General features: G+C 41.4%; 22 protein-coding genes, 1 other RNA gene and 1 pseudogene. 5 read left to right on the top strand and 19 right to left on the bottom strand.

The window, feature by feature from the left end; all coding sequences use genetic code 11:
* Positions 1 to 176: 176 nt before the first annotated feature.
* Both EL097_RS04075 and galU read left to right on the top strand, forming a co-directional pair.
* Positions 177 to 1,193, top strand: coding sequence for an NAD(P)H-dependent glycerol-3-phosphate dehydrogenase (locus EL097_RS04075; protein WP_003045513.1), 1,017 nt, complete (start codon positions 177 to 179; stop codon positions 1,191 to 1,193).
* Positions 1,194 to 1,224: 31 nt separating this feature from the next.
* On the top strand, positions 1,225 to 2,130 hold the full coding sequence (gene galU / locus EL097_RS04070) for a UTP--glucose-1-phosphate uridylyltransferase GalU (RefSeq protein ID WP_003045515.1): 906 nt from the start codon (positions 1,225 to 1,227) through the stop codon (positions 2,128 to 2,130).
* Positions 2,131 to 2,392: 262 nt separating this feature from the next.
* On the opposite strand, the gene EL097_RS04065 is transcribed toward galU, so the two are convergent.
* The 3 genes from EL097_RS04065 to EL097_RS11195 all read right to left on the bottom strand — a co-directional run bounded on the left by EL097_RS04065 (position 2,393) and on the right by EL097_RS11195 (position 4,243).
* Positions 2,393 to 3,064 (bottom strand): rhomboid family intramembrane serine protease, encoded by a 672-nt coding sequence (locus EL097_RS04065; RefSeq protein ID WP_003045516.1) that lies wholly within the window; start codon positions 3,062 to 3,064, stop codon positions 2,393 to 2,395.
* Positions 3,061 to 3,588, bottom strand: a complete 528-nt coding sequence (locus tag EL097_RS04060; RefSeq protein WP_039994714.1) for a 5-formyltetrahydrofolate cyclo-ligase — start codon at positions 3,586 to 3,588, stop codon at positions 3,061 to 3,063. Before EL097_RS04060 ends, EL097_RS04065 begins: the two co-directional genes overlap by 4 nt.
* Positions 3,589 to 4,093: 505 nt before the next feature.
* On the bottom strand, positions 4,094 to 4,243 hold the full coding sequence (locus EL097_RS11195; RefSeq protein WP_081587247.1) for an LPXTG cell wall anchor domain-containing protein: 150 nt from the start codon (positions 4,241 to 4,243) through the stop codon (positions 4,094 to 4,096).
* 390 nt (positions 4,244 to 4,633) lie between these two features.
* Between EL097_RS11195 and EL097_RS04050 the strand changes: the two genes are divergently transcribed.
* Positions 4,634 to 6,139, top strand: coding sequence for a helix-turn-helix domain-containing protein (locus tag EL097_RS04050; RefSeq protein ID WP_003045520.1), 1,506 nt, complete (start codon positions 4,634 to 4,636; stop codon positions 6,137 to 6,139).
* A 70-nt stretch (positions 6,140 to 6,209) separates the two neighbouring features.
* Here the strand turns inward: EL097_RS04050 and EL097_RS04045 are convergent.
* From EL097_RS04045 to ffs, 4 genes and pseudogenes are all read right to left on the bottom strand, one after another.
* Positions 6,210 to 6,493, bottom strand: a pseudogene (locus EL097_RS04045) (transposase); the annotation flags it as partial.
* Between the two features lie 100 nt (positions 6,494 to 6,593).
* A complete protein-coding gene (locus EL097_RS04040; protein ID WP_003045524.1) occupies positions 6,594 to 7,943 on the bottom strand; it encodes a glucose-6-phosphate isomerase in 1,350 nt (449 codons plus the stop codon).
* A gap of 475 nt (positions 7,944 to 8,418) precedes the next feature.
* A complete protein-coding gene (locus EL097_RS04035) occupies positions 8,419 to 9,039 on the bottom strand; it encodes a hypothetical protein (protein WP_003045529.1) in 621 nt (206 codons plus the stop codon).
* A 531-nt stretch (positions 9,040 to 9,570) separates the two neighbouring features.
* Positions 9,571 to 9,669, bottom strand: an RNA gene (gene ffs / locus EL097_RS04030) — signal recognition particle sRNA small type.
* Between the two features lie 214 nt (positions 9,670 to 9,883).
* Here ffs and EL097_RS04025 point away from each other — a divergent pair.
* Positions 9,884 to 11,104: a transglutaminase domain-containing protein gene (locus EL097_RS04025; RefSeq protein ID WP_003045531.1), complete on the top strand. Its 1,221-nt coding sequence runs from the start codon at positions 9,884 to 9,886 to the stop codon at positions 11,102 to 11,104.
* 99 nt (positions 11,105 to 11,203) lie between these two features.
* On the opposite strand, the gene tadA is transcribed toward EL097_RS04025, so the two are convergent.
* From tadA to tgt, 5 genes are all read right to left on the bottom strand, one after another.
* Positions 11,204 to 11,731 (bottom strand): tRNA adenosine(34) deaminase TadA, encoded by a 528-nt coding sequence (gene tadA / locus EL097_RS04020; RefSeq protein ID WP_003045533.1) that lies wholly within the window; start codon positions 11,729 to 11,731, stop codon positions 11,204 to 11,206.
* Positions 11,731 to 12,510 (bottom strand): MBL fold metallo-hydrolase, encoded by a 780-nt coding sequence (locus tag EL097_RS04015; protein WP_003045535.1) that lies wholly within the window; start codon positions 12,508 to 12,510, stop codon positions 11,731 to 11,733. The genes tadA and EL097_RS04015 overlap by 1 nt, the downstream gene beginning before the upstream one ends.
* A 134-nt stretch (positions 12,511 to 12,644) precedes the next feature.
* On the bottom strand, positions 12,645 to 13,184 hold the full coding sequence (locus tag EL097_RS04010; protein ID WP_003045537.1) for a biotin transporter BioY: 540 nt from the start codon (positions 13,182 to 13,184) through the stop codon (positions 12,645 to 12,647).
* Between the two features lie 3 nt (positions 13,185 to 13,187).
* Positions 13,188 to 13,499 (bottom strand): CHY zinc finger protein, encoded by a 312-nt coding sequence (locus tag EL097_RS04005; RefSeq protein ID WP_093999140.1) that lies wholly within the window; start codon positions 13,497 to 13,499, stop codon positions 13,188 to 13,190.
* 216 nt (positions 13,500 to 13,715) lie between these two features.
* Entirely contained in the window at positions 13,716 to 14,858 is a 1,143-nt protein-coding gene (gene tgt, locus EL097_RS04000) for a tRNA guanosine(34) transglycosylase Tgt (RefSeq protein ID WP_003045541.1), read from the bottom strand.
* A 219-nt stretch (positions 14,859 to 15,077) separates the two neighbouring features.
* Here tgt and EL097_RS03995 point away from each other — a divergent pair, with 219 nt between their 5' ends.
* A complete protein-coding gene (locus EL097_RS03995) occupies positions 15,078 to 15,941 on the top strand; it encodes a DUF975 family protein (protein ID WP_003045545.1) in 864 nt (287 codons plus the stop codon).
* 130 nt (positions 15,942 to 16,071) lie between these two features.
* On the opposite strand, the gene perR is transcribed toward EL097_RS03995, so the two are convergent.
* From perR to ulaG, 7 genes are all read right to left on the bottom strand, one after another.
* Entirely contained in the window at positions 16,072 to 16,539 is a 468-nt protein-coding gene (gene perR, locus EL097_RS03990) for a peroxide-responsive transcriptional repressor PerR (RefSeq protein ID WP_003045549.1), read from the bottom strand.
* Between the two features lie 70 nt (positions 16,540 to 16,609).
* On the bottom strand, positions 16,610 to 17,050 hold the full coding sequence (locus tag EL097_RS03985; RefSeq protein WP_003045552.1) for a CoA-binding protein: 441 nt from the start codon (positions 17,048 to 17,050) through the stop codon (positions 16,610 to 16,612).
* Positions 17,051 to 17,257: 207 nt separating this feature from the next.
* Positions 17,258 to 19,900: a DNA polymerase I gene (polA, locus tag EL097_RS03980; protein WP_003045557.1), complete on the bottom strand. Its 2,643-nt coding sequence runs from the start codon at positions 19,898 to 19,900 to the stop codon at positions 17,258 to 17,260.
* Positions 19,901 to 20,222: 322 nt separating this feature from the next.
* Positions 20,223 to 21,950, bottom strand: a complete 1,728-nt coding sequence (locus tag EL097_RS03975) for an ABC transporter permease/substrate binding protein (protein ID WP_003045560.1) — start codon at positions 21,948 to 21,950, stop codon at positions 20,223 to 20,225.
* Positions 21,951 to 21,967: 17 nt separating this feature from the next.
* Positions 21,968 to 23,164 (bottom strand): quaternary amine ABC transporter ATP-binding protein, encoded by a 1,197-nt coding sequence (locus tag EL097_RS03970; protein WP_003045562.1) that lies wholly within the window; start codon positions 23,162 to 23,164, stop codon positions 21,968 to 21,970.
* Positions 23,165 to 23,594: 430 nt separating this feature from the next.
* Positions 23,595 to 24,506 (bottom strand): diacylglycerol/lipid kinase family protein, encoded by a 912-nt coding sequence (locus EL097_RS03965; protein ID WP_003045565.1) that lies wholly within the window; start codon positions 24,504 to 24,506, stop codon positions 23,595 to 23,597.
* A gap of 281 nt (positions 24,507 to 24,787) precedes the next feature.
* Entirely contained in the window at positions 24,788 to 25,879 is a 1,092-nt protein-coding gene (ulaG, locus tag EL097_RS03960; RefSeq protein WP_003045567.1) for an L-ascorbate 6-phosphate lactonase, read from the bottom strand.
* Between the last annotated feature and the right edge of the window lie 217 nt (positions 25,880 to 26,096).

Raw genomic sequence — 26,096 nt, 5'->3', positions numbered from 1 at the left:
GCTTTTTGCAAAGACAACTCCTCACACCTTCAAGAAACCTATTGCCTCCCAGTAACGTGTCAGAATGACTCTTTGATAACTTCTAATCAGGTGGTAGGACACCGTACCTTTTCTGATAGAGTTACCATTCTTCTTATGATATAATAAGGTGACTAGCTCTTAAAGGAGAATTTAGAATGGCAAAACAAAAAGTAGCGATTTTAGGACCTGGTTCGTGGGGTACTGCCCTATCACAGGTGCTGAATGATAACGGCCACGAGGTGCGCTTGTGGGGAAATATTCCTGCTCAAATCGAGGAAATCAATACCAAACACACTAATAAGCACTATTTTAAAGACATTGTTTTAGATGAAAAGATCAAGGCTACCCTTGATTTGACAGAAGCCCTAGCAGATGCGGATGCGGTGCTTTTTGTTGTCCCAACCAAGGTTACACGCCTAGTCGCTAAGCAAGTGGCTAAAGCTCTCGACCACAAAGTGGTGGTCATGCATGCGTCCAAAGGATTAGAACCTGAAACACATGAACGTCTCTCAACCATTTTAGAAGAAGAAATTCCCGCTGACCTCCGCAGCGAGATTGTCGTTGTGTCAGGACCTAGCCATGCCGAAGAAACCATTGTTCGTGACATTACCCTGATCACAGCCGCTTCCAAAGATATTGAAACTGCAAAATATGTCCAGTCCCTCTTTAGCAACCACTACTTCCGTCTCTACACTAATACTGATGTGGTTGGTGTCGAAACAGCTGGCGCCCTCAAAAATATTATTGCCGTGGGAGCCGGTGCCCTTCATGGACTAGGTTACGGTGACAATGCCAAGGCAGCCGTTATTACCCGTGGACTTGCTGAAATCACACGCCTCGGTGTCAAACTTGGGGCTGACCCTCTAACTTACAGTGGTCTATCAGGTGTGGGGGATTTGATTGTAACAGGTACCTCCATTCACTCTCGCAACTGGCGTGCTGGTGATGCTCTTGGCCGTGGAGAAAAACTCGAAGACATTGAGCGCAATATGGGCATGGTTATCGAAGGGATTTCCACTACAAAGGTAGCCTATGAGATTGCCCAAGAATTGGGTGTTTACATGCCAATCACAACAGCTATTTATAAGTCCATTTACGAAGGAGCTGACATCAAAGAAAGCATCCTCGGTATGATGTCCAACGAATTCCGTTCTGAAAATGAATGGCATTAAGCCATCAATGATTAAACATAAGGAGTTACTGATGACCAAAGTCAGAAAAGCCATTATTCCTGCAGCAGGTCTGGGAACACGTTTTTTACCTGCCACCAAAGCTCTTGCCAAAGAGATGTTGCCAATCGTTGACAAACCAACCATTCAGTTTATCGTCGAAGAAGCCCTCAAGGCTGGGATTGAAGAAATTCTTGTGGTAACTGGTAAGGCCAAACGGTCTATCGAAGACCACTTTGATTCCAACTTTGAATTAGAGTACAACCTACAAGCCAAGGGTAAAACAGAACTCTTGAAGTTAGTGGACGAAACAACATCTATTAACCTTCATTTTATTCGTCAGAGCCACCCAAGAGGTTTAGGAGATGCGGTGTTACAGGCCAAAGCCTTCGTTGGGAATGAACCCTTTGTGGTCATGCTAGGGGATGACTTGATGGATATTACTGATCCAAAGGTCAAACCCCTAACCAAACAATTAATGGACGATTACGACGAAACCCACGCTTCTACTATCGCTGTCATGAAAGTCCCTCACGAAGACGTTTCTAGCTATGGGGTCATCGCCCCTCAAGGAAAAGCTGTCAAAGGCCTTTACAGCGTGGATACTTTTGTGGAAAAACCACAACCTGAGGACGCCCCAAGTGACCTAGCCATCATTGGACGCTACCTGCTCACCCCTGAAATTTTTGATATTTTGGAAAAGCAAGAACCAGGGGCTGGTAACGAAGTCCAACTCACCGATGCCATTGACACCCTCAATAAAACCCAGCGTGTCTTTGCCCGTGAATTCAAAGGCAAACGGTATGATGTCGGTGATAAATTTGGTTTCATGAAAACCTCTATTGATTATGCTTTGAAACACCCCCAAGTCAAAGACGATTTAACAGATTACATCATTAAACTTGGAAAAACATTGGAAAAAAACGGCCCTAAAAACTAAAACACCAAAAAAGGAATTGGGAAACCCCAATTCCAGAATGTAGACAAAGACTATTTTTAAAAGGTGCCAATGACAATGATTTAATGATCATGATGTCAATTAACTCTTGAAACGCTTACGTTATCATGTTTCAGGAGTTTTTCTTTTTTAGAAGAGCAAAAAAGATTGAAGACAAAATCCTTAGATTTGCAAATAAACTTGATTTATCCCGCTTGTCAGCAAGTTTGAGAAAGGGGCTACCCCCCACTTCCTGACACTCGTCTTATAAAAAGCCCAGCATTAAGACAGCCCCTAAAACAAGACCGTAAACTAACAGTGCCAACCCTTTTGGGGATTTTCCAAGCGTTAGCTTTTGAAGTCGGTTTGACAGGCCAAAGCCAAGCAGAGCGCCTCCAATAATGCCTCCAACATGGCCTGCCATGCTCACATTGGGCATAAATACATTCAAAAGCAGATTAACCACAATCAAGGTCTGGTAAGACTTCCCTAGTTCTCTCAAAGCCTGATTATTTCCAAAAGCCCCCAAAACCATAATGGCAGCAAAAAGACCAAACAAGGACGTTGACGCTCCAGCAGCCACCGTGTCTGGGGTTAACCACATGGTAAAAGCATTCCCCATAATTCCTGAAAAAACATAGAGCAAGAGAAAGCGGCGCGACCCCCAAATCTCTTCAGCCATACGACCGACAAAATATAGGGTCAGGGCATTAACAAAAAAATGACCCCATCCAATATGGATAAAAATAGGAGTAACCAGTCGCCATAACTGATTGGGCATGACCTTGACCACAAGACCAAGCATGCCACCAAACTGATAAACCGCCTGAGAGCTAGTGGCTAAAGGGCCATAAATCAACTGCATGGCCATAAAAACTATTGTCGTTATAGCCAAGAAGAAAATGGTAATAGGCTCTTGCTTAAGAAAACGTGTCATCTGAGATAAACCTCCTGAACAGCAATATCATGGGCATCTGGCACAAATGCCTTCATTTGGCAATCATAAACCGTGCTAAAGGTAGCACCCTTATAGTCTGCCAAGTAGCGGTCATAGTAGCCACCTCCATAACCAATGCGAAAGCCTTGGTCATTAAAGGCCACACCTGGCACATGAAGGCAGTCAATAGCCGATTTAGGAACTTCCTCCTGGCTAGTAGGCTCTAAAATTCCAAAGGAAGACAAAGATAGATCGTCAGCTTGGTAGGCTACAAAAATCATTTTCCCCTTTCCCATTACCTTGGGAACCACCACCCGTTTGCCGTCTGCAAGTGCCTGCTGAATCAGTAAATCGGTAGCGTACTCCGTTGGCAAAGCCAAATAGCTGGCAAGGGTCTGTGCTTCTTGATAAGCAGGGCTGTTAATCACATCAGCCAGTAAAACCTGATCTTTTGCTAACTTGAGGTCAACATCCATGGTTCGCAAGGCTTGCAGCACTTCTTGCCGTATATCTCTTTTTATCATGCCCCTATCATAACATAAAGTAGGAAAAAGATTCAAGGTTACTTCTCTTAAAACAAGACAGAAGAAGAAGGCTTAAAAGCTTAAATTTATAAGCTTTCATTGACTTTTCATCGCCTACTTTAGGCCACCAAAATCAAACTGTCTGCAAAACAATTAAAATAAAGGCAATCTAAAAAATGATTTAAGGAAAGTTTAAGCTTTCTATTGTAGAATAAAACCATCCTAAAAAGCGGTTTACCAAAACCGTTGGGAGAATGGGTTTCCCTTGTTTTCCCTTTTCATAAATCTCCTGGGCACCTATCCTCTTAGGTGCCCAATCTTATTTCATCCTGATTAGTTAGTAAGCTAGTCAGGATTTTTGTGCTTCTGGCAATTATAAAGGGAGCTCAGCCAACTGCTAAACAAACCAAAAAAGACTAGGATTATTGCAATTCTAGTCTTTTGGTAAGAGCCTTTTGTTAGGGTGATAAGAGACTCTTGGCTTACTAATATTTGGAAACGTCTTTTAAGCTTTACGCATCTTCCATCTGAAGAGCATCAAAAGGGATAAGAAGACGAGCGTTGCCCCCACAAAAATGAGTACCGCTTGTCCAGCTTCACCTGCTGCAGGCAAGGACTTCTTAACTTTCGATGGCTCAGCTTTTGGCTGTTCTATTTTTCTTCTTTTGGTTTGTCGTTGTCAAAGTCGAAACAAATAATGATCATAACACATCTTTCGGCTTATCCGAATCTCTTTATTTCTGATATTACTGCCTAAAAAAGAATTGTTTTTTTATCTAATCTCAGCCGCCTTATTTTATTGTTTTTAATTGTTATATTTTTCATATCTTCTTTATTTTGTGCTTTTATATAGCTTCCTAGATATTTCGCTTTCTTTTTCGAACCTTTGTAGAGTTTGTTTTTCTGACTTTTTTGGCTTCATTGATTGTCAATTTTGTCATCATCGTTATTTCAGCTTTTTCGCGCTGTTTTAGTTGACTTTTGGAAAAGTTCAGCTACAATATATAGGAATTATACAATTTAATTTAAGGAGAGAGAAATTACGTTGTTAGATCATTACTTGGAGCCAGACATTATTGACCAAAAGGTCTTGCTGGCTATTTTGTTGACGGAAAAAGAGCTGACATTGGAGTCGGTATGCCTTCAAACATCTTTAACAGCTCAAAAGGTTAAGCAGTATTTTCGGCAGATAAATGCCTTGTTCAAGGGCTACTTACGAGTTGAGCTCGTGAAGTCTAATATTTATTGCGAAGTGCTAAAGGACAAAAAGGAAGGCTTTTTCTACGATATCTTTGCCCTGTCAGATACGTTAAAAATGTTGAGATTTTTATTGCTAGATAATCGTCAGAACAAGTCCATTGCGACCTACACGCGCCAGCAATTCATTTCCCAATCAAAAGCCTATCGTTTAATCCATAAATTAAAGGCCTACTTACAGACAATTGGCCTAGATGTCGTTGATAATACAGTTGTTGGAGACGAATTTCGGATTCGCTATTTAATCGCCCTGCTGCATAAAGAATACGGGATTGTTCTTTATGAGATTAGACCAGAGGACATCGAGACTATTCATGCCTTTATCTTTGCGACGCAAAAGAATTTGAAGCCTTCTACCTTTTTGGACAAGCGATTTCTTTTTTTCGATGTCTTATTGATGTTGTCTTGGCGACGGCATAATTACTCTGTCAGCCTGCCTGATTTGACCTTATTTGAGCACTTCAAAACCCTGTCTATTTTTGGCGAGGTCAAGCGCTATGCCATGTCAGAAATTGAGACCAGAACCCGTGTCAGGTTTTCACTAGATGATTTCGATTACCTCTTTTTGGTTTACTTAACAACTGATAATTCCTTTTTCAGTGGTTACTGGACACCCGAACATCGAGAGCAACTCTATCGCTTGATTGCTGAAGATCCTGATTACCAACTACTCATGGATCGCTTGCAGGCCCTTATGGGTAAGCATTATAGTATCACTGAGCATATCCCTAGTTTGATTCCATTTTTTAGAAGAACCCTTTATAATTTGCAAACCTTGATTACCTTTGACGGCTACTACTCTGATCAATATCAAGGCAACATGCTCTTGCTAGAAAAAGTCAAAACCTTAATTAAAGACTGGCTTGACGATACTGGTCGTCAGGGAAATATTAGCACGGGTCATTTACACCTGATGTGTCTGCACCTGGAACAAGCTTTGGAAAATTCTTTGGCTCCCATTGCTATTACCATTGTGGAAAGTCAAGAAACTGTTGGTGACGTTATTGCTAACTTCATCACTTCAACCATTCCTTCTTACAAGATTGAATTGTCACGGGTCAATATCTTATCGGATAACATTTATCACTATGACAAGCTTGTTGATCTGATTGTGACCAGTCAGAAGCTTTTGCCTTTCCTAAAAGAACTAGATGGTTTTGCCAAAGATACTTGCTTGTGTGGCTTAAGTTTGGATGGCATTCAACAGCAGCGCGAAGAATTAGTCAAAACCATCTTAGCCTTGCGCCAGCACCACTACCAACAACGCTTAGAAGAACTTTTGGCTGAGCCCTAGACCTTTTCGAACCTCCCCTCTTAGACACTGATATGTACCCCTTTCGCTAGATAGTCCAGTGAAGGGGTTTTTATATGAAATATAATGATAAGGTTAAGTTAAATGCAGTAAAACAGCATCGCTCTGGCAATACTTTTCTGAGGTGTTTTTGATATGAGTCCGTATTTTCTCAATAAAATGATACTCAGGTGAGTACGGAGGAAGGGGTAAAAGTCTATGTCCCTGCTCCTTACACAAGACCTCTAGCCTACTCCTCCTATGAAACGTTGCCTTGTCCATAATGACAACCAATGTATCTAAAGCGGGGAGCAAGACTTTTTGGAACCAAGCCTCAAAACAGTCACTAATCATAGTATAGTAACATAAAAAGGGAAAGCACAGTTAGTTCCCACAGGAATGGCTCTACCCCCAAAAAAGGCCTCCCTTTAAGGAAGACCTAGCAACAAGCTGTTGATTAGAGACGAGCGTTAAGCTCTGCTGATAATTCTTCAAAACCTGGTTTTCCAAGAAGCGCAAACATGTTACGTTTGTAAGCTTCAACACCTGGTTGGTCAAATGGGTTAACAGCATTCATGTAACCTGAAACGGCGATAGCAAGCTCGAAGAAGTAAATAGTGTAACCAAGGGTAAATTCGTCTTGAGCTGGAAGAGTGACAAACATGTTTGGCACGCCGCCATCTGTGTGTGCAAGAAGCACACCGTCAGTTGCTTTTTTATTAACAAAATCAACGTCCTTACCTTGAAGGTAACCAAGGCCGTCAAGGTCTTCTGCTAATTCAGGGATAATCACGTTTTTACGAGGTTTGTCCACACGCACAACCGTTTCAAAGAGGTTACGGTAACCTTCTTGGATAAATTGACCAAGTGAGTGAAGGTCTGTTGAGAAGTTAGCTGAAGTTGGGTAAATCCCTTTTTGATCTTTCCCTTCTGATTCACCAGCTAATTGTTTCCACCATTCTCCAAAGTATTGGAGAGATGGTTCGTAATTAGCCAAGATTTCAGTGATGTAGCCTTTGCGGTAAAGCACATTACGAACAGCAGCATATTGGTATGCAATGTTTTCAGAGATTTTGTCTGAAGAAAGGTCTTTACGCGCTGCATTTGCACCTTCCATAAGAGCTGTGATGTCTGCACCTGATGCAGCAATTGGAAGCAAGCCAACAGCAGTCAAGACTGAGAAACGACCACCAACGTTGTCTGGCACCACAAATGTTTCCCAGTTGTTAGCGTCAGCTTCTACCTTAACAGCCCCCTTAACTTTGTCTGTTGTAGCGTAGATACGTTTGTTAGCTTCTTCTTGGCCATATTTTTTAACCAAAAGTTCTTTGAAGACACGAAAGGCAATCGCCGGCTCAGTAGTTGTACCAGACTTAGAAATCACGTTGACTGAGAATTCTTTGTCTTGGACATACTCTACAAGATCAGCTAAGTAAGTTGATGAGATAGAGTTTCCAGCATAAAGAATTTGTGGCGCTTTACGCTCTTTAGCAGTTTGTAAGTTAGCAAAGTGGTTGTTCAAGAAATCAATAGCAGCTTTGGCACCAAGGTATGAGCCACCGATACCAATAACCACAAGAACTTCACTGTCTGCTTTAATCTTTTCAGCAGCAGTCAAGATACGTGCAAATTCGTCTTTGTCGTGGTTTTCTGGAAGGTCAAGCCAGCCCAAGAAATCTGAACCTGGTCCAGTTCCTTCACGTAATAACTTGTCAGCTTCTGTTACTTGGCCTTGTAAAAAATCAATTTCATGTTGTCCTGCAAATGACTCGAGGACTTTTGAATAATCAAATGTAATATGTGACATGAGTTTCACTCCCTTAAAATTTTAAGTTTCATTAGTATGATAACCTTTTCTACCTAATATTTCAATGGTTTTATCTGATTTCACCTGTGAAAAAGCCTGAGGTTTTGAAAAGGTTTTCAAGTTTTCAACCTTATAAAAACAGGCTAGGGTGGCTTTCTCTAAGACTGATCTATTAAAGGAGAACATTTTGTTTTCGATGTTTCTGAAATTATACAGAAAAATCAAAAGACAGCATCTAAAGGCGATTGTATCCAACGATTAGTAGCTAGGCTATCGGATTGATTGATAGAACCGAGGTTTATTTAGAAAACCAGACTAACGGTTCTAGACTAGCTACAAACAAGAGCAATGGGTGTTTATCTGTTAAAACTCTTTTCCATAAGCTTTCCTTTGTTTTGGCAAAAATAACACAAGGCCATCATTTACTAACCTAGTTTGCCTATTAAAAAACGACCTGATGGCCGTTTGAATTTTCTTATTTGAGAGACTTGATGATTTCAATCCGAGTAATCACTCCTTCGTGCATGTGATCAATGCGTAAGGCCACATCCGCAAAAGCAATGGAAGCCCCAATTGTTGGGAGCTTATCCTCTACTTCTAAATGACGAAGCATCAAATCACGCATTAATTCGTCTTTGCTAGCTGCTGGTAAATTGACACGCGCCAGCACATTGGCTACCTTTACCTTCTGACTGCCTCTGACAACCACACTAGAGGTGTCATCAAAGCTGGTAAAGAGGTATTTCCGAGTTGCAAACAAGATAGTCAAAGCAAGGACACTCAGGAGCGAATCAATAGGAGAGCCATGCGCCACCACAATTTGACGGGCAATGGCAAACAAAAGCACTTCAATGATGGTACCTGAAGTGTGTTTACTCAACATCTTAATCAACTCGACCCCAATCGCGATACTCATCGCCTGATTGAGAAAATTCTGCAAGTAGGTGTCCAAACCACTCTTGATCGAAAAAATCCCCGTCAGCATCAAGGCTAAATGACCTGTCAAAATCAATAAAGACACTAGCAATATAATGGAAATCAAAATCTCAACATAATAGGACAATTCGTATAACCTAACTTGTAAATACTTTCTCATACTATCTCCTTAACATATCCTACTCTCATTATATAAAAATTATAATCATTTGAACACTAAAAAAGCAAGCCCTAGACGGACTTGCTATGACTAATCATCTAGATTAGGAGAAAAAAGCTCCCACAATGCTACGACCAAAATCTCGACCAGATTCATAGATAGCACGAAAAACAGGTGGATATACTGTCAAAAGCGCTAATACTATAATAGTGCTACAGAACGTAGACAAACTCTATTTTTAGAAGGTGTCGATGAAAATGATTTAATGATCATGACTTCAACCAACTCTTGAAACACTTATGTTGTCGTGTTTCAGGAGTTTTTCTTTTTTAGAGGAGCAAAAAAGATTGAAGAAACATTGTCCTAACTGGACTTTTTCTTCAATCTGAAGCGCTATTACTATAATAATGCTAATAATTCATTATAAAACGATACATTATTTTGAACCATCTCTGTCCTTTTTTACGAGCAGTCTCATTAGCTCCGCCTGCAATAGCTCCCAATACAAATGGAGTAGCCAATCGGAACACCTGCTACAACAAAAAAAGAGCACACACCCGACAATCGCTTAGGGCTGCTGGATTCCTCCCCTGACCCACTTCACGCACAAGTGTTGCTCCATTTATTATTATAGCATATCGTTTCCAGTTTGCAAGCTTTCAACACAGAGAAATCACCTTCAAGTGAGGGCAGCCTTATTTTAGGACAGGCGGGGTGGAATAGGCAGGAAACCTATGACCCTTTCAGAAAATCATGTTTCCTTTTTGGAAATCTTTCCCTTTCGCCCGTTTCACCCCTTCTCTATGTTATAATAAAGCTGATTAGATTAGAGCGGACGAAGTGTATGAAAAAAGAGTTTAGTGTCTTAGTATTTATTGGTTTGATAATGGTTAGTTTGTCTGCTTGTGGGCTCGTCAATAAACCTTCCAATCAGAGAGAAGCTTCTGCATTGACAGGGCAAAAACGGCAAAAGGCCATCGCTCAAGTAGGGCAACATTATTATTTTCAGCAGTTATCCAAGACAGAGCAAGAAAACTATCTTGCCTTGCATGACAGCTTATCACAATTTCGTGAGGTCATCAGTTTGCTACCTGCTTCTAAAAAAAGCTTAATTAAAACCATTGATGCCTTTATGATGGACAATCCCGAATTTTATTGGATTACTTCTGCAGATTATCAGTTTGAACTTTCTGATCAAACAGCCTTCGTCACCTTTCCTTTACCAAAAGACGCCCAAAAAACTTACCAAGACTTACAGGCCATTGGAGACGATATTGTTGCTAAGATGCCGACCGGAGATGACTACGAACGCATTAAATATTTTTACGAGGTGATTATTAAAGATACGGACTACAATAAAAAAGCCTTTGAAGCTTACCAATCCGGAGACCAGTCTCAAATTTCGTCTAACCAGGACATTAAAAGTGTCTTTATTGATCATTTATCCGTGTGTAATGGTTACGCTCAGGCCTTTCAATTTCTCTGCCAGAAGGCTAATATTCCTGTCGCCTACATTAGAGGAACAGGAACATCACGCCAAACACAGGAAGCTTTTCCTCATGCTTGGAATGCTGTTGAGCTCAACGGACAATATTATGGCGTAGATGCTACTTGGGGCGATCCTGTGTTTGACAATCATCTGTCTCAGCAGCAACAAACAACTATCAATTATAGCTTTCTCTGCTTGCCCGACCAAATCATGTCCTTATCTCATCAAGCTAGCGCGGACATTACTTTTAACGCTAAAGAAACCTTTAAACAGGTTTGGAACATTCCGAAATGTACAGATGACACTTTAATCTATGCCAAACGTAACCACAGTTATATGACTAGCTTTGATACTAATGCCATTCTCAATAGCCTAAAAAGCCAATTGTTGCAAGGGCAAGAGCAGGTCAGCCTTCAATTTGCCAACCAAGCAGATTATGACCAGATGGTCACAGACTTAGCAGCTAATCAAGCAAGGTACCACAACCTCTTTAGCCACTATTGGGAACATTACAGCGGTTTCTCCTATGGTCTATTAGCAGAAACCTTTAGTATTTCTTTTACCAATCACACGTAAACTACTAATTAGGTTCATCTGCTGCTGTTGCCTGACTTGAGCATACCTTTTAGAATGGAAAAGAGGCTTAAACGCATTGGCTAAGTCTCTTTGACATGGTTAGGTTTCGTCATCAGCAAGCACTGTTTCTTGCTCTTTGGCCAGGCGTTTAGCTTCTTTTTGACGTTCTCGTCCTTGTCTAAAGAAGGTTTGCATGATTCTAGCGCAATCTTCTGCTAACAGACCTCGTTCAACCTCTACACGGTGGTTTAAGCGCTCATCTGTCAATATCTGGTAAAGACTGTCTGCTCCACCAAATTTTTGATTGCTGGCCCCATAAATAACATGCGGAATCCTTGCTAGCCCAATGGCTCCACTGCACATGACACAGGGTTCGATGGTCACAAACATAGTAGTGTCTAATAAGCGCCAGTTCCCTTGATTGGCATTGGCTTCATTAATAGCCATGATTTCTGCGTGCATGACAGCTTGGTTAAGCTCTTCACGCGCATTGTGCCCTCGGCCAATAATCTCACCATCTTTGACAATGACACAGCCAATTGGAATTTCTGCTTTTTGGAGGGACTTCTCAGCTTCTTTTAGGGCCTCTCGCATAAAATAAGTTTGCTCTTCTAAACTATATGGCATCAGGAAAGACTCCCCAAGTTCCAAGCCTTGTGTGGCAAAGCAAGGTCAACAGGAATATCACCTGCATAGACCTGTGTCTCTTGCCTCAATACTTCTAAATGATTTTTCGGATCAATACCTTCTGGCGGAATAGGGGGCATGTGGGTCAAGACCAGTTTCTTAACGACTGCCTGACTGGCAATCAAACCTGCTTCCTTACTAGTCAAATGGGCGATATGGTTTTCATTTCCTTCATAGAGATAAACGTCTGCCAAGAAGAGGTCAGCACCCTTGGCAAAATCCGCAAGCCCCTCAAAGTAACCACTGTCTCCAGTAAAGACAAGTACCTGACCAGTCTCTCTTTCTAAAATACGAAAGGCATAGCAAACCACCGGGTGAACTGTCTTGATAAATGTAATGTCAAAGGGGCCTATGGTTTCAACGCCTGCCACATTGTAAGCTCTACCTTCAGAAACATCAGGAATAGTAAGTTTGGCAAATTCATGTCTATCCTCATTATGCCCATAAATTGGCAATACTTTAGGCTGCCACAGGTAACCTGGATAAAGTTGAAAATAGTGGCGCAACACGCCTAAATCAGCCACGTGGTCTGGATGATAATGGCTGATAATCACCGCATCTAGGTCTAAAGGACTGATTTCTTTTTCGAGTTCATTGAGTGCTCTACTTCCTGCATCCATCAATAACTGAAAACCATCATGTCCTGTGACTAAATAAGACGTTGTTCCTGCATCTTGATAGGGATAGGCTCCCCAAGACCCTAAGGTGGTTAATCTCATCTCAAAACCTTCTTTCTTGCTTTGCTCCTATTATAACAAAAATTAGTGTCAAAGAGGATTGATACCTATTAAAAACAAGCCCTAGCAGATAAGCCTGCCAAGACTTGTTTTCACAACTTAATTTCGGATAACCATTAGTTTTTAGTGTTCAAAAAACTATCTTTGTATTTAACAGCGATAATGGTCGCAATGATTGCTTTGATGGTGTCCCCTGGAATAAAGACCAAGTTTGACAAGAGGGAGGTTACAAGTGGCATCCCTGTGTAAGCTGCTAACCAGATGGCTCCCATCACATCAACCAGTAAAACTCCTGAGATAAAAAGAGCCAAGAATGCCAACGGCGTACTTTTTGAGAACCAGTTGCGGTAAAGCAATGAAAAGGCAACAGGCACAAGAAGGTAAGCAATGACATAGCCAGCAGATGGGCCCATCAAAACTGGGATCGTTGTTCTTGATCCTGAAAAAACAGGTAAGAAAAGACCAATCACTAAAAATAAGAAAACAGATAGGGTTCCTTTTTTGCCACCTAGCATCAATCCAGCCAACATAATACCTAAGTTTTGTAAAACAATAGGGACTGGAATAAAGCCTAAGGGAATAGCTGGAATAAAGCCTAAAATAATAATCAAAGTGGTCATCATAGCCACCTTAACAAGTTCTTTGGTTGTAAACATCTGTTACGACTCCTTTAAAAAATAGATATCCTTGTGCCGATGGCAAGCTGGATTGAAGGGACTTTGACAATAAGGACAATGGCCATAACCATAGTCAGATCGGCTTAAAAGCTTTCGACAGTGACCACAAATCACAGGGAACATTTCAGCAGATCCTGTTGCCACAAAAGCATGATTGGTTAACTGGTCATGGCAATGGTAACAAGCATAATAAGTCTGACAAGCAGCACACTTGAGCCCTACAATATCAAGTGACGTATGATAATGTAGGCAGCGATACTCCTGGTCAAGAGCAATTCCAAAACAGTCCGTCATCTCTCATCCTCTTGTAAGAGTTTAATCAAAAATTTATCATTTGTCAACCTCATTTTTTAAAAGGGTAACTGTTGTCCAAAAAAGAACAAGTAAAAAACAAGATCTTCCCTTTAAAAATTGACCTATCGATTGAAAGCACTAATTATCCGTCTATGTAAAAAAGCCTGAAACCAGAGACGATTGTCGCCTTCAGTTTCAGGATTTTAGCATTTTTAACTAGAAATTACGGTTAGATGTGTTGTAGCCATAGCGTTCAAGGAAATCTTGACGGAATTCAAGGAGGTTATCATCTACAATAGCCTGACGAACTTTTTTCATCAAATTAACCAAGAAATAAAGGTTATGGTAACTTGTCAAGCGGATACCAAACGTCTCATCTGCTTTAAGCAAGTGACGAATGTAAGCACGGGTATAATGTTGACAAGTGTAGCAATCACAATCATGATCAAGCGGGGTAAAATCTTCAGCGAATTTGGCATTTTTAACCACAAGACGCCCCTCACTAGTCATGCAGGTTCCATTACGGGCAATACGAGTCGGCAGGACACAGTCAAACATATCTACACCACGAATCACACCATCAATCAAGCTGTCTGGTGCTCCCACGCCCATAAGGTAACGAGGCTTGTTTTCTGGTAACAGCGGGGTTGTAAAGTCAAGGACGGCATTCATTTCTTCGTGGCTCTCCCCAACAGCTAAACCACCAATAGAGTAGCCTGGAAAATCCATAGCTACCAAATCTGCCGCAGACTGACGACGAAGGTCTTCAAAACCTGCTCCTTGAACAATCCCAAACAAACCTTGATCATGGGGACGACGATGGGCTTTTAAGCCACGTTCTGCCCAGCGACTGGTACGTTCAATAGACTTTTTGACATAATCGTAAGGTTGGTAAAATTGTGGGCATTCATCAAAACTCATCATGATGTCTGAGCCAAGGTTATTCTGAATGGAAATGGCCTTTTCTGGTGAAAGGAACATCTTTGAGCCATTAAGATGGTTCTTAAAGGTCACCCCTTCTTCAGTGATGTTTCGCGAATCGGCTAACGAGTAAACTTGGAAGCCGCCTGAATCGGTTAAAATCGGCTGATCCCAATTCATAAACTTGTGCAGACCACCTGCGCGAGCAATTAATTCGTCTCCTGGACGCAACCAGAGGTGATAGGTGTTTGATAAAATAATTCCAGAACCAATAGCTTTTAACTCTTCTGGCGATTGGGTTTTCACCGTTGCCTGAGTTCCTACTGGCATAAACATAGGTGTCGGGAAGGTCCCGTGAGGGGTAATAATTTCCCCCAATCGTGCACCAGTGTGCTTTTCTTTTTTGATAAGGCGATACTTAATTGGATAATCTGTCATGTTCTTTTTTCCTTGCTATCAAGATAAACAGTCTTGAGCGTTTTTAATCTGCCTGAGTTTCCATCATAATGAAGGGCTTCAAGATGACATGTTGTTCCAGCGCCTATCATTTTATCAAAAAATCCAAATCTTGTCATGCTTTCCTTGAAAGGAAACACTAATGCAACTGCTGATTTTCTGACGTTTATTTTATGGTATAATGGGACAAAGGAGTTTACTATGTCAATTAAAGAAATAAAACGCCAAGCAAAGACGACCTTAGCGAGCCTTTCTGGTAAGTATTTACTATTTTTAATCCCAACACTTCTCGTCATTTTCCATTTCGGCATTGAAGTCCATCAAGGTTATATTTTAGCATATGGCATCGAAATATCCTTAATGGCTAGTTATTTCCCTTTGCTATTGACTCTTATCATTAGCTTTTTTACCTTGTCAGCCGCCTTTACCATGATTGATGTTGTTAGGCACTACCGCCGCAAGGTGACGTTTTCCGAATCAACAACAGCTTTTTCGGGAGAACTTTTTGGCAAGCTACTGATTTTGTTTTTCATGAAGTGGCTTTTCTTCCTTGTCTGGTCTTTGATTTGGTTCCTAGGACTCTTTATTTTCATTATCGGCTTATCTGCCTTTATGATGAATGCAAAATCGGGTACAGGTATTGCTATCTCTTTGGTCTTTTTGGTTCTCGGAGCTCTTCTCACCTTGGTGGGTTTTGGTATTTATGTCAACCGCTACTACGCTTATAGTTTAGCAGAATATATTCTCTACGATAAGGTCAAAGAGGGGGCCTACTTAGGTTCTGTTGCTGCTATTGAAACCAGCGTCGCTATGATGAAAGGTTACAAATGGAAGCTCTTCTTGTTACAATTAAGCTTTATCGGCTGGTTTCTGTTAAACCTGTTAACCCTTGGTTTGTTAACTATCTACCTTTTACCTTACTTCACCACAGCCAATGTCATTTTTTACGACCGCCTCAAAAAGCGTTATGAAGAAAACGATGAACCGCTTGAAGGAGAGCACTTGAGAATTCCTAAGCTCAATAAGCAACCTAAACCACTGATGTGCGATGACCATCAGGACTAACCCAGAAGCTGTTGAGCCCTAACATATGGGGCAATCATAGAAAAAATGTCAGTGTCTAAAAACACTGACATTTTTTTGATTTCTAAACACATAACTTCTCTCACCCTCAGGTTACCAAATGGATTGTGCCCTAGTCATCTGACTTATCTTTAGCCTGACATTCTGGGCAAATCCCGTAAGCAATAACTGGAATGCGGGTAACCTTATAGCCTGTTTGTTGGTGAGCTTCCTTGGCAATATCCATAACATCAACGTCCATAAAGTCAGCAATCTTCCCACATATTTCACAAACCACATTGACGTGCTGATGACCCATAAAATCATAGTAGGTGGTTAAATCATTGCTGATCTTCAATTCTGAGACAAAGCCTTCATCAACCAAGACCTTTAAGTTATTATAAACAGTTGCCAAACTCATGTTAGGGAACTTAGGCTGTAAGTCACGGTAAATCTTATCGGCACTAGGGTGCTCTGTTGACTGAATCATGTAAGAAATAATAGCCTTACGTGTTTCCGTAATCCGAATATGTTTTTCCCGTAGATGCTCCAGGACGTTTTCATAGGCATCTAGGGCTTGCTGATGTGAATGAATGTCCATAAGCTGCTAACTCCTATCACTTTTTTCTTTATTATTATATCACAAGTCTGAGGTTTCAACGACCGATGATTTAGCTTTGATTGGCTATCCATTTTAAATAGTCGATCTTAAGGCAGCGGTTCATGACAATAGCCTCTTTGCCTGCAGACCGTAAATTGGTTTCTGCTTCTTGGCTTTCTAGGCCTAATTGCGCCCAAAAAACCTTGGCCTGGCCTGCTAAAAAATCTCTAGCAACCTCTGGTAAAAACTCACTTCTGCGAAAGACATCCACAATGTCAACCTCAAAGGGAATAGCTTTGATGCTGGCATAAACCTTCTCTCCCAAAATAAGCTGGCCTGCTAATTTGGGATTGACAGGTACAATTCGATAATCCATAGCCTGCATAAATTTGGCAACGCCATAAGCTGCCGTGTCTTGACGGTCTGAAAGACCAACAACTGCAATGGTTTTGGCTGACTCCAAGTAAGCTTTCAGAACATCAGCCGAAGGATTTTGGAAAGCGTAAGTCATTTACTACTCCTTAACAATTTAAAAGACAAAATAGTAACAAGCTACAAATACTAGGATAAAGGCTAGGGCAATCAACAGCATGACACCAACCAATTTTAAAATCAGTCGTAAAAAGAGTTCAAAACCGTTCATTAGTTGCCTCATCTGTTCTATTTTTCATTTTATTATAACATACCTTATAAAAATGAAAAACGGTAAGAACCAGACTTACTTGGCTTCGTACCAGCTTTGCCCTGCATTTTCATCTGCACGCAAAGGAACAGCGAGAGCAACAGCAGCTTCCATGGTGTCTTTGACGAGTTCTCTTATAGCGGTCAACTCATCATTAGGCACTTCCAAAACGATTTCATCGTGCACTTGAAGCAGCATTTTAGCCTTAAAACCACCTGCTTGCAAGGCCTTATCCAGATTAATCATAGCAATTTTGAGAATATCAGCTGCGCTCCCTTGAATTGGCGAGTTGATGGCTGTACGCTCCGCAAAGGACCGAACGTTGAAATTACGAGAGTTGATGTCCGGTAATTCACGACGACGCTTAAAGAGGGTCTCCACATAGCCCTTGTCTTTAGCTTCACGCACCACATTTTCCATATAAGCCTTGATGCCAGGGTAACGGTCAAAGTAAGTGTCGATGTAAGACTTGGCTTGTTTACGGGTGATGCCAAGATTATTGGACAAGCCAAAATCAGAAATTCCATAGACGATACCAAAATTAACAGCCTTGGCATTCCGACGGTCATTGGCAGTAACATTCTCTGCCTTATCAATGCCAAACACACGCATAGCCGTTGAGGTATGAATATCTGCTCCTTCTTTGAAGGCAGCAATCAAATGCTCATCTCCTGAAATGTGTGCCAATACCCGCAATTCAATCTGTGAATAGTCAGAACTCAACAAGACGGCATCTTCTTGAGACGGCGTGAATGCCTTACGAATCAAACGCCCCTGCTCCAAACGAACAGGTATGTTTTGAAGGTTGGGATCCACACTAGACAGACGTCCTGTCTGGGTCAAATCTTGCACATAGCGAGTATGGATTTTACCGTCAGCTAAGATATAATCCTGCAAACCAATCACATAAGTGGATTGCAATTTAGTAATCTGGCGGTAATCCAAAATTTTTGCCACAATCGGCGCAATCGGCGCCAAACGTTCCAAAACATCCACGGCGGTAGAATAACCTGTTTTGGTTTTCTTGGTCATCTCAAGAGGTAACTGCATCTTCTCAAACAGAATGCTACCAAGTTGCTTAGGAGAATTGATGTTAAACTCTTGGCCTGCCATGTCATAGATTTCCTGTGTTAAGGCATCAATGATGACTTTGTTTTGCTCTGCCATTTCTTGCAAAGCCGCCCTATTAACCTTAATGCCTTCAATTTCCATTTTTGCAAGGACATTAGCCAAAGGCAATTCAATGTTCTGATAGAGGTCTAGTTGCTCATGAGCAGTGAGTTTGTCCAGCATTTGAGCCTTGCTGTCTAATAATACTTTGACCTTACGCGCTAAGTGACCAAGTAAGACTTCTTTATCAGGAACAGCCCGTTTAGCACCTTTGCCATAGACCGTATCGTCTTCTTCCAAAGAGATGTCAGTAAAAATGCGGGCAATGGTGCTAAGTTCATTGTCTTCTACATTTGACAGAAGGTAATTGGCTAGTCTAGCATCATAGCTAGGTGCTGCCAACTCAATTCCTAAGTGGCTCAGCAGGACCTTGCTACGTTTAAAATCATAGGTGGCAATTGGTTTTTCAAAGACCCTTTTGAAAAGTTCAGTTGATAACAAGCTGAGATCAGTTGACGCATAAATCTGGTCTCCTTGTCCCCAAGCAAAGCCAATGATGTCCTCACGATGATAATTGTCCCGAAGCACCTCAAAGTAGAACATGTCTTCATCGCTAAAAAGGTCAGCAGATAAACTAGTAATTTCTTGGTAAGAAATAGCGGGTACCGCTTCTTGAGGCATCTGGCTAGCAAGACCTTGTTTGAGTTGAACAAAATCCATCTCATCATAGAACTGAGAGAGACTGGCAACATCTGGACCTTTATAGACAATATCGTCTAAGCCAATGGTAATTGGAGAAGCTGTATTGATAGTGGCGAGCGTTTTAGATAAGAAAGCTTGGTCACGGTCATTGATCAAGTTTTCTTTCATTTTTGACGCTTTGAAACCATCAATATGTTGATAGATACCTTCTAAACTGCCAAATTCGTGAAGGAGCTTGAGGCCTGTTTTTTCCCCAATTTTTGTCACTCCAGGAATGTTATCCGATTTATCCCCCATCAAGGCTTTGAGGTCAATAAACTGGTTTGGCGTCAAGCCCAGTTTTTCCATGAGGTAAGCTGGCGTGAATTCTTCAAAGTCGGCAACACCCTTTTTAGAAATCTCAACCACGGTGTTCTCGTCAGTTAATTGGATCAAATCCTTGTCACCACTGACAATGGTCACATCAAATGGTACTTCTGTCCGCTCTGCCATTTTATCAAGCGTCCCGATAATATCATCCGCTTCGTAGTGTTCCAACTCATAATAGGGAATCCCAAGAGCTGTCAACATCTCACGAATATAAGGAAATTGCTCGCGAAACTCGTCTGGGGTTTTAGCACGCCCGGCCTTATAATCTGCATACATTTCTGTTCGGAAGGTGGTTTTGCCCGCATCAAAAGCCACCAGCACATGCGTCGGCTGAACCCGTTTCATCATATGATCTAACATCAAATGAAAACCGTAAATAGCATTGGTGTGAAGGCCACTATGGTTTTTAAAGCGGTCAATTTGATTGTAGAGGGCAAAAAAGGCACGAAAGGCGACAGATGAGCCATCAATTAATAGTAATTTATTCTTGTTTTCCATAGCCTTATTATAACACAGTCAAGCAGGCTTGGCTCCTCCAAGCCATTGCTTTTGCTGATAAGTATGATTAGCTTAAAAAGCCTAGGAAAATTCCTAGACTTTAGAACGTAGACAAACTCTATTTTTAAGAAGGTGTCGATGAAAATGATTTAATGATCATGACTTCAACCAACTCTTGAAACACTTATGTTATCGTGTTTCAGGAATTTTTCTTTTTAGAGGAGCCAAAAAAGATTGAAGAAAAATTGTCCTAACTGGACGTTTTCTTCAATCTGAAGCCTAGGAAAATTCCTAGACTTCTCTATTTACTCTTCAGGCGCGCCTATTTGATCCAATCTGATACCTTAGATTGGTTAGCATCTACCCATTTTTTAGCAGCTGCTTCTGGGGTCATGCCTTTGTTGATGTCAAGCATGACAGCTTCCATATCCTTTTTGGTCCAGTGGAACTTATCAATGATTTTGTAGACATTTGGAAGGTCTTTTTTCAAGTCTTTGCGAGCAATGGTATTGATGTTTTCTGCTGAACCAAAGGTTTCTTTGGAATCTTTAAGGTACTTCAAGTCATACTTGGCAAACATCCAATGTGGCGACCAAGCAGTGATGACAATGGGTTCCTTTTTCTTGATGGCCTGATCTAGTGAGGTCGTCATAGCTCCTGTTGATGCTGCGACTAACTCCCAACTTGATAGATTATCATAGTCCTTAAGGGCATTTTTTGCGGCTGTCATGATTCCTGCACCAGGTTCAATCCCTGTGATTTTTTGGTCAGCTTGACTGTCTAAATCTTCGATACTGTTGACATCTGTCATGTATTTAGGGACAGCTAAGCCAAGCTTGGTTCCTTTTAGGTTAGGACCCAGATCATCTAGTTTTGATTTGTATTTCTTATATTGTTGGCCATGGGTGACTGGCAACCAAGCACTGGTTGAGAAGTCAGCGTTCCCATTGGCAACAGTTTGCCACATAACGGCGTTATCAAGTGGGGTCAAGGTCACATGGTAACCTTCTTTTTTCAAGACTTCTGCAATCACGTTGGTTGAGGCAACTTCAGAATCCCATTGTACATAAGCAATGTTAACATTTTCACCTTTGTCTGCCATACCAGACGTCATAGCCATAATACCGCGTCCTAAAGCAGCTATCAAAAAGACAGCAAGGGCTGCTAGACCAATCCATTTATTGGTTTTACCAGCTTTAGCTTTTTCTTGAGGTTTGCTATTAAACAACTGTGTCATGCGGTCAAGCACAATAGCCAAGATAACCAAGGCAAGACCACTGACAAATCCACTACCAATGTCAGCGTGTTGAAGAGCTGATAAAACTTCACGTCCTAAACCAGGGGCACCGATCATGGATCCTGTGACCACCATAGAAAGGGCTAGCATCATGGTTTGGTTCACACCAGCCATAATGGTATTTCTAGCCAAAGGCAATTCCACTTTGAAGAGCTTTTGTTGCCCAGTTGACCCAAAGGCATCTGAGGCTTCAATCAATTCTGTTGGAATGTCACGAATAGCCAAGTTGGTAAAGCGAACCGTTGGCGGTAAGGCAAAGATGACTGAGGCAAACACACCCGGAACCATCCCGATACCAAAGAAGGCAACAGCCGGAATCAAGTAAACAAAGGCTGGCATGGTTTGCATAAAGTCCAAGATAGGGTTGACCACTTGTCGGACGGTGGCATTTTTAGCCATCCAAATGCCTAGAGGAATACCAATCAAAACGGAAATCAAACTGGCCACCAAAACCAAGGTGAAGGTGTTGATTAATTGTTCCCACAAGCCTTGATTATAGATAAAGAGCAAGCCTAGGAAAGTAAAAGTTGGTAGGGGCCACTTCTTCTTGGCAAGGAAAAACATGGCAGCTGTTACCAAGACAATAAAGAGAAGAGGAGGAATAAACAAGAGGGTCTTGGTCATCCAATCCATTAAGAAACTCCCCACCGCCTGCATGACATCAAAAAGACCTGAGAAGGTCTTGGTTACCCATTCCGTTAATTGTTCAACCAGTTGAGCTACTGGTAATTTTGTTTGTAATATCGTTTCCAAAATGCAATCACTCCATTCTAGTTAAGGTCTTCGTCTGAAATATTAGCCAAGGCTTCAATGACTCGTCCTCGAATAATGACTCCCAGCAGACGGTTATCGTCATCTGTTACCGCAATAGGAGCAGATGAGTCGTAGATAAGGGGCATAATGTCTGTAATGACCATGTCTTTTGACACTGTTCTAACATCACGGTCAATCACTTCTGATAGAGGTAAACCTTTTTTGCGAGCCTCTATGGCAGCATCGGCCGTCAAACTACCAACTAATTGGCGACGGCGATTGGTTGCCATTAACATGGACACCTCTTCATTATGCATACGGTTCAAGGCAACTTGAGGCCCGTCTAATTCAATGGTTGTCGTTAGTGGTTTGATCATAATGTTTTGTGCTGTCAGAACTTTTGAGCGATCGACATCTTCAACGAATTCACGTACAAAGTCATTGGCTGGATTGGTCAAAATTTCCTCACCAGTGCCAATTTGCATGATTTGTCCGTCTTTCATCAAAGCGATACGGTCACCAATACGCAAGGCTTCATTCAAGTCATGACTGATAAAGATGATGGTTTGTTTCATGCTGGCTTGCAAATCAAGCAATTCATCTTGCATCTCACGGCGAATCAAGGGGTCAAGGGCTGAAAATGCCTCGTCCATTAAGAGAATTTTGGGACTATTTGCTAAAGCACGCGCTAAACCAACCCGCTGCTGCATCCCACCAGATAATTGGTCTGGGTATTGGTTTTTAAAATCCAAAAGACCTGAATTATCAAGGGCTTTTTCTGCTAACTGCTGGCGTTCTTCTTTAGGGACACCACGCAATTCCAAGCCAAATTCAGTATTTTCCAAAATGGTTTTGTGAGGAAAGAGGGCAAAACTTTGAAAGACCATATTGATGTCATGGCGGCGCACGTCACGAAGTTGTTCCGCCGACATGGTTGAAATATCTTTTCCTTCCAGCAAGATAGATCCTGTTGAAGGCTCGATTAAGCGGTTCAACATACGCACAAGGGTTGATTTCCCGCTTCCTGATAGCCCCATGATGACAAAGATTTCCCCCTCTTTGACTTCAAAACTAGCATCATAAACCCCAACAGTAGCTCCTGTCTGCTTAAAAATCTCATTCTTACTTTTACCAGCCTTGACCATGTCAAGCGCTGCTTTTTGGCGTTTGCCAAAAATTTTACTCAAATGGTTGACTTCTAAAATTGTTTCCATTTTTTCCTCTCCTAGATAGTTGATAACTGCAATTATTAATTTTAGCCTAATAACTGTGCCAAAGTTTGTTAAAGTAGCCCTACATAAAATATAATAGTATGGTCACTTTTTTGCTTAAAAAAAGAATCTGTCGAAACAGAACACAACTATTGTATCGCGTGTGGTCACTTTTTGTCAAGGAAAATAACTGTATTTCTTGTTTGAGAACGCACAAGTGACCGCTTACAACCTTATAAGTATGGTCTTTTAAGAGACTTATTGTTTTTTTGACGTAACCACTCATCTTTTTTTCTTTTTGCCTCCCTACCTGCTTTTTTAGGGTCACTTGGAGGAGGGCAGGAGACAGGGTGAACACTCTTTTTATTATTTGTCACAGCAAATAAAAAAAAGCTGGTAGCAAAACCAACTTTTTAGGTTTATCTGGCAGCCATCATGTCACATCCTCTGTCAACCGTTCTCTGCTGCTATAAACTTGCAAGTGACTTGGCAAGACCTTAATGGTCAACGGCAAGTCATCTCCCTCATCACCGTCAACATTGCTGGTCAGCTTTTCTCCTTCTAGGGCAATCTTTACCTCCTTAACCCTTTCATAGCCTAGTTGGTCACTGCCTTCTGTTTCAGCTGAAAAGAGACTTGGCAAAGCCGCTAAGGTATCAAAGATATTATGGTCTTTGGTATAAACCAAGTGCAGGTAGCCATCATCTACCTTGGCATTGGCAGTCATTTGGTCAAAGCCCCCGATAGAATTGGTCAAACCAACAAGTATCAGGGAGCTTTTTAGCTGCTCTTCTTTGCCATCTCGCGTCAGTTGAAAAGTGTAGCTAGTATTGGATAGAACCTGTTTTAGACCTGATAAAAAGTAAGCTAGCGGTCCAAGAGCTGTCTTGGCTTTATCATCAACATTGTTAATGGATTCAGGGATATTACCAATGGCAACAATATTCATAAAATAAGCATCATTGACCTGACCAACGTCAAGGGCTCTTGGATTGTCCAAATCTAGACTATCAATGGCTTCTTCTGGATCTAACGGAATGTCTAAAGCACGCGCCAAGTCGTTGACGGTTCCCAGTGGTAAAAAACCAAAATAAGGACGCTCGGCATGCCCCGAAATGCCATTGATAGCCTCGTTAACAGTACCATCTCCACCCATGACAAACACACTATGGTAATGCTGCTCACTTGCTTCATGTGCAAAAACTTTGGCGTCTCCAGATTCTTTAGTGTGTCGAATGATGACGTTGTCAAAATACTGGGCTAATTTGTGATGCATCTTAGTTTCGTACTCTTTAGCTTTTTCTCCGCCTGAGGCTGGGTTAACAATCAATAGAGCTTTTTTCATAAACAGTTTCCTTTCATTTGTGATAGGATTTTAAAGCCCTTCTCCCTGACCATCTGGCACTTGGAAAGGAGCTTTTCAATCAGTTAATATCTCATTACATTTATTGTAACATAATGCTTCCCTTTTACCCTTATTAATGACTGACTGGATTGACAAACTAAACCAAAAAGCCCTTAGTGACGAGCTCAAAAAGAATCCAAAAAAAACTCACCCAAGACAGTCAGTCTCACTAAGCCAACTGGCTTGATGAAGGACTACCACCTTGAATGAGCAGGTTTCTATTAAAGAAGGGCCTTAAATTGAATATTTGAGTCTTCTAAGAAGCAATCGTCAAAGCCACGTGGGTGATGGTATTCGATACGGTTTTGATCTTGTGGGTAAGTGTATTTACCACCAACTTCCCAGATAAATGGGTGGAAATCGTATTGAAGACGTTCCTTACGCATTTTCCACAATTCAAGAATTTCATCTGTGGATGCCATGAAATTTGACCAGATATCGTAGTGGACTGGAATGATGACTTTGGCATGGAGATTTTCTGCCATACGAAGCAAGTCGATAGAAGTCATCTTATCTTGAATGCCGATTGGGTTTTCCCCATAGTTGTTCAAAGCAACGTCAATCTTGTAGTCACGGCCATGTTTAGCAAAGTAGTTTGAGAAGTGTGAGTCAGCACCGTGGTAAATGGTTCCGCCAGGGGTTTCAAAAATATAGTTAACAGCCTTACGAGCCATCTCTTCGTCTGTCACTGCTAGTCCTGCTAACTCACCACCTTGAGCATCAGCACCTTCAACCGGAAGAGTCACCAAGCAAGTACGGTCAAAGGATTCGACAGCTGTCACTTTCATGTCTTTAAATTCAAAGCTATCGCCTGGTTTCAAAATCATGATACGGTCTTCTGGCACACCCCATTTTTTCCAAATTTCGCCACATTCGTAAGGGCCTACAAATTTAACATGGTCAAGTTTTGGATTGTTGATAATGGCTGCCGCAGTATTGATATCAATATGGTCACTATGGTAGTGAGAAACCAAATAGTAGTCCAATTCGTTAATCATGAATGGGTCAATAACCATTGGCTGTGCTCTAAGGTTTGGTTGCAATTTACGCACACCTGCCATATTGGCCATCTGATGACCGCGCACCATGTCTTTGACTTTTTTAGTTGACTTACCACGCGCAGACCACAAGTCCATGACAACATTCGCACCGCCAGGCGTTTTAATCCAAACACCACAGTTGCCTAACCACCACATGGCAAAGTTGCCGTCTGGCACCACTTCTTCTTCGATTTCTTCGTTTAACCAAGTGCCCCATTCTGGGAATGTGCTAAGAATCCATGATTCACGTGTAATATCTTGTACTTTAGCCATTAGATTTCCTCCGAGATTATTCTTCTTTTCTATAAGTTAAGTATAGACTTTCTTAACACTGATAAAAAGACCAAGTGTCACACAGTTCTGTGTTCAAAAATGGACTGGATTTGAAGTCATAATCTGCAAGGAAAGCACATCATAGAAAGAACTCTCGATAAGCAAGCAACTGCCCTGCTATTTTCTCAGGGCATACTAAAAACCTCAGTTATGTTTT

This window comes from Streptococcus canis, assembly GCF_900636575.1.
GTDB lineage: Bacteria > Bacillota > Bacilli > Lactobacillales > Streptococcaceae > Streptococcus > Streptococcus canis.
Note: the sequence above shows the minus strand (reverse complement) of the source record. Positions and strands in the feature narration are given on the sequence as shown.

Coding starts and splice junctions, on each gene's coding strand:
- EL097_RS04075 (WP_003045513.1), top strand. CDS start 177: ATGGCAAAACAAAAAGTAGCGATTTTAGGACCTGGTTCGTGGGGTACT.
- galU (WP_003045515.1), top strand. CDS start 1,225: ATGACCAAAGTCAGAAAAGCCATTATTCCTGCAGCAGGTCTGGGAACA.
- EL097_RS04065 (WP_003045516.1), bottom strand. CDS start 3,064: ATGACACGTTTTCTTAAGCAAGAGCCTATTACCATTTTCTTCTTGGCT.
- EL097_RS04060 (WP_039994714.1), bottom strand. CDS start 3,588: ATGATAAAAAGAGATATACGGCAAGAAGTGCTGCAAGCCTTGCGAACC.
- EL097_RS04040 (WP_003045524.1), bottom strand. CDS start 7,943: ATGTCACATATTACATTTGATTATTCAAAAGTCCTCGAGTCATTTGCA.
- EL097_RS04035 (WP_003045529.1), bottom strand. CDS start 9,039: ATGAGAAAGTATTTACAAGTTAGGTTATACGAATTGTCCTATTATGTT.
- EL097_RS04025 (WP_003045531.1), top strand. CDS start 9,884: ATGAAAAAAGAGTTTAGTGTCTTAGTATTTATTGGTTTGATAATGGTT.
- tadA (WP_003045533.1), bottom strand. CDS start 11,731: ATGCCATATAGTTTAGAAGAGCAAACTTATTTTATGCGAGAGGCCCTA.
- EL097_RS04015 (WP_003045535.1), bottom strand. CDS start 12,510: ATGAGATTAACCACCTTAGGGTCTTGGGGAGCCTATCCCTATCAAGAT.
- EL097_RS04010 (WP_003045537.1), bottom strand. CDS start 13,184: ATGTTTACAACCAAAGAACTTGTTAAGGTGGCTATGATGACCACTTTG.
- EL097_RS04005 (WP_093999140.1), bottom strand. CDS start 13,499: ATGACGGACTGTTTTGGAATTGCTCTTGACCAGGAGTATCGCTGCCTA.
- tgt (WP_003045541.1), bottom strand. CDS start 14,858: ATGACAGATTATCCAATTAAGTATCGCCTTATCAAAAAAGAAAAGCAC.
- EL097_RS03995 (WP_003045545.1), top strand. CDS start 15,078: ATGTCAATTAAAGAAATAAAACGCCAAGCAAAGACGACCTTAGCGAGC.
- perR (WP_003045549.1), bottom strand. CDS start 16,539: ATGGACATTCATTCACATCAGCAAGCCCTAGATGCCTATGAAAACGTC.
- EL097_RS03985 (WP_003045552.1), bottom strand. CDS start 17,050: ATGACTTACGCTTTCCAAAATCCTTCGGCTGATGTTCTGAAAGCTTAC.
- polA (WP_003045557.1), bottom strand. CDS start 19,900: ATGGAAAACAAGAATAAATTACTATTAATTGATGGCTCATCTGTCGCC.
- EL097_RS03970 (WP_003045562.1), bottom strand. CDS start 23,164: ATGGAAACAATTTTAGAAGTCAACCATTTGAGTAAAATTTTTGGCAAA.
- EL097_RS03965 (WP_003045565.1), bottom strand. CDS start 24,506: ATGAAAAAAGCTCTATTGATTGTTAACCCAGCCTCAGGCGGAGAAAAA.
- ulaG (WP_003045567.1), bottom strand. CDS start 25,879: ATGGCTAAAGTACAAGATATTACACGTGAATCATGGATTCTTAGCACA.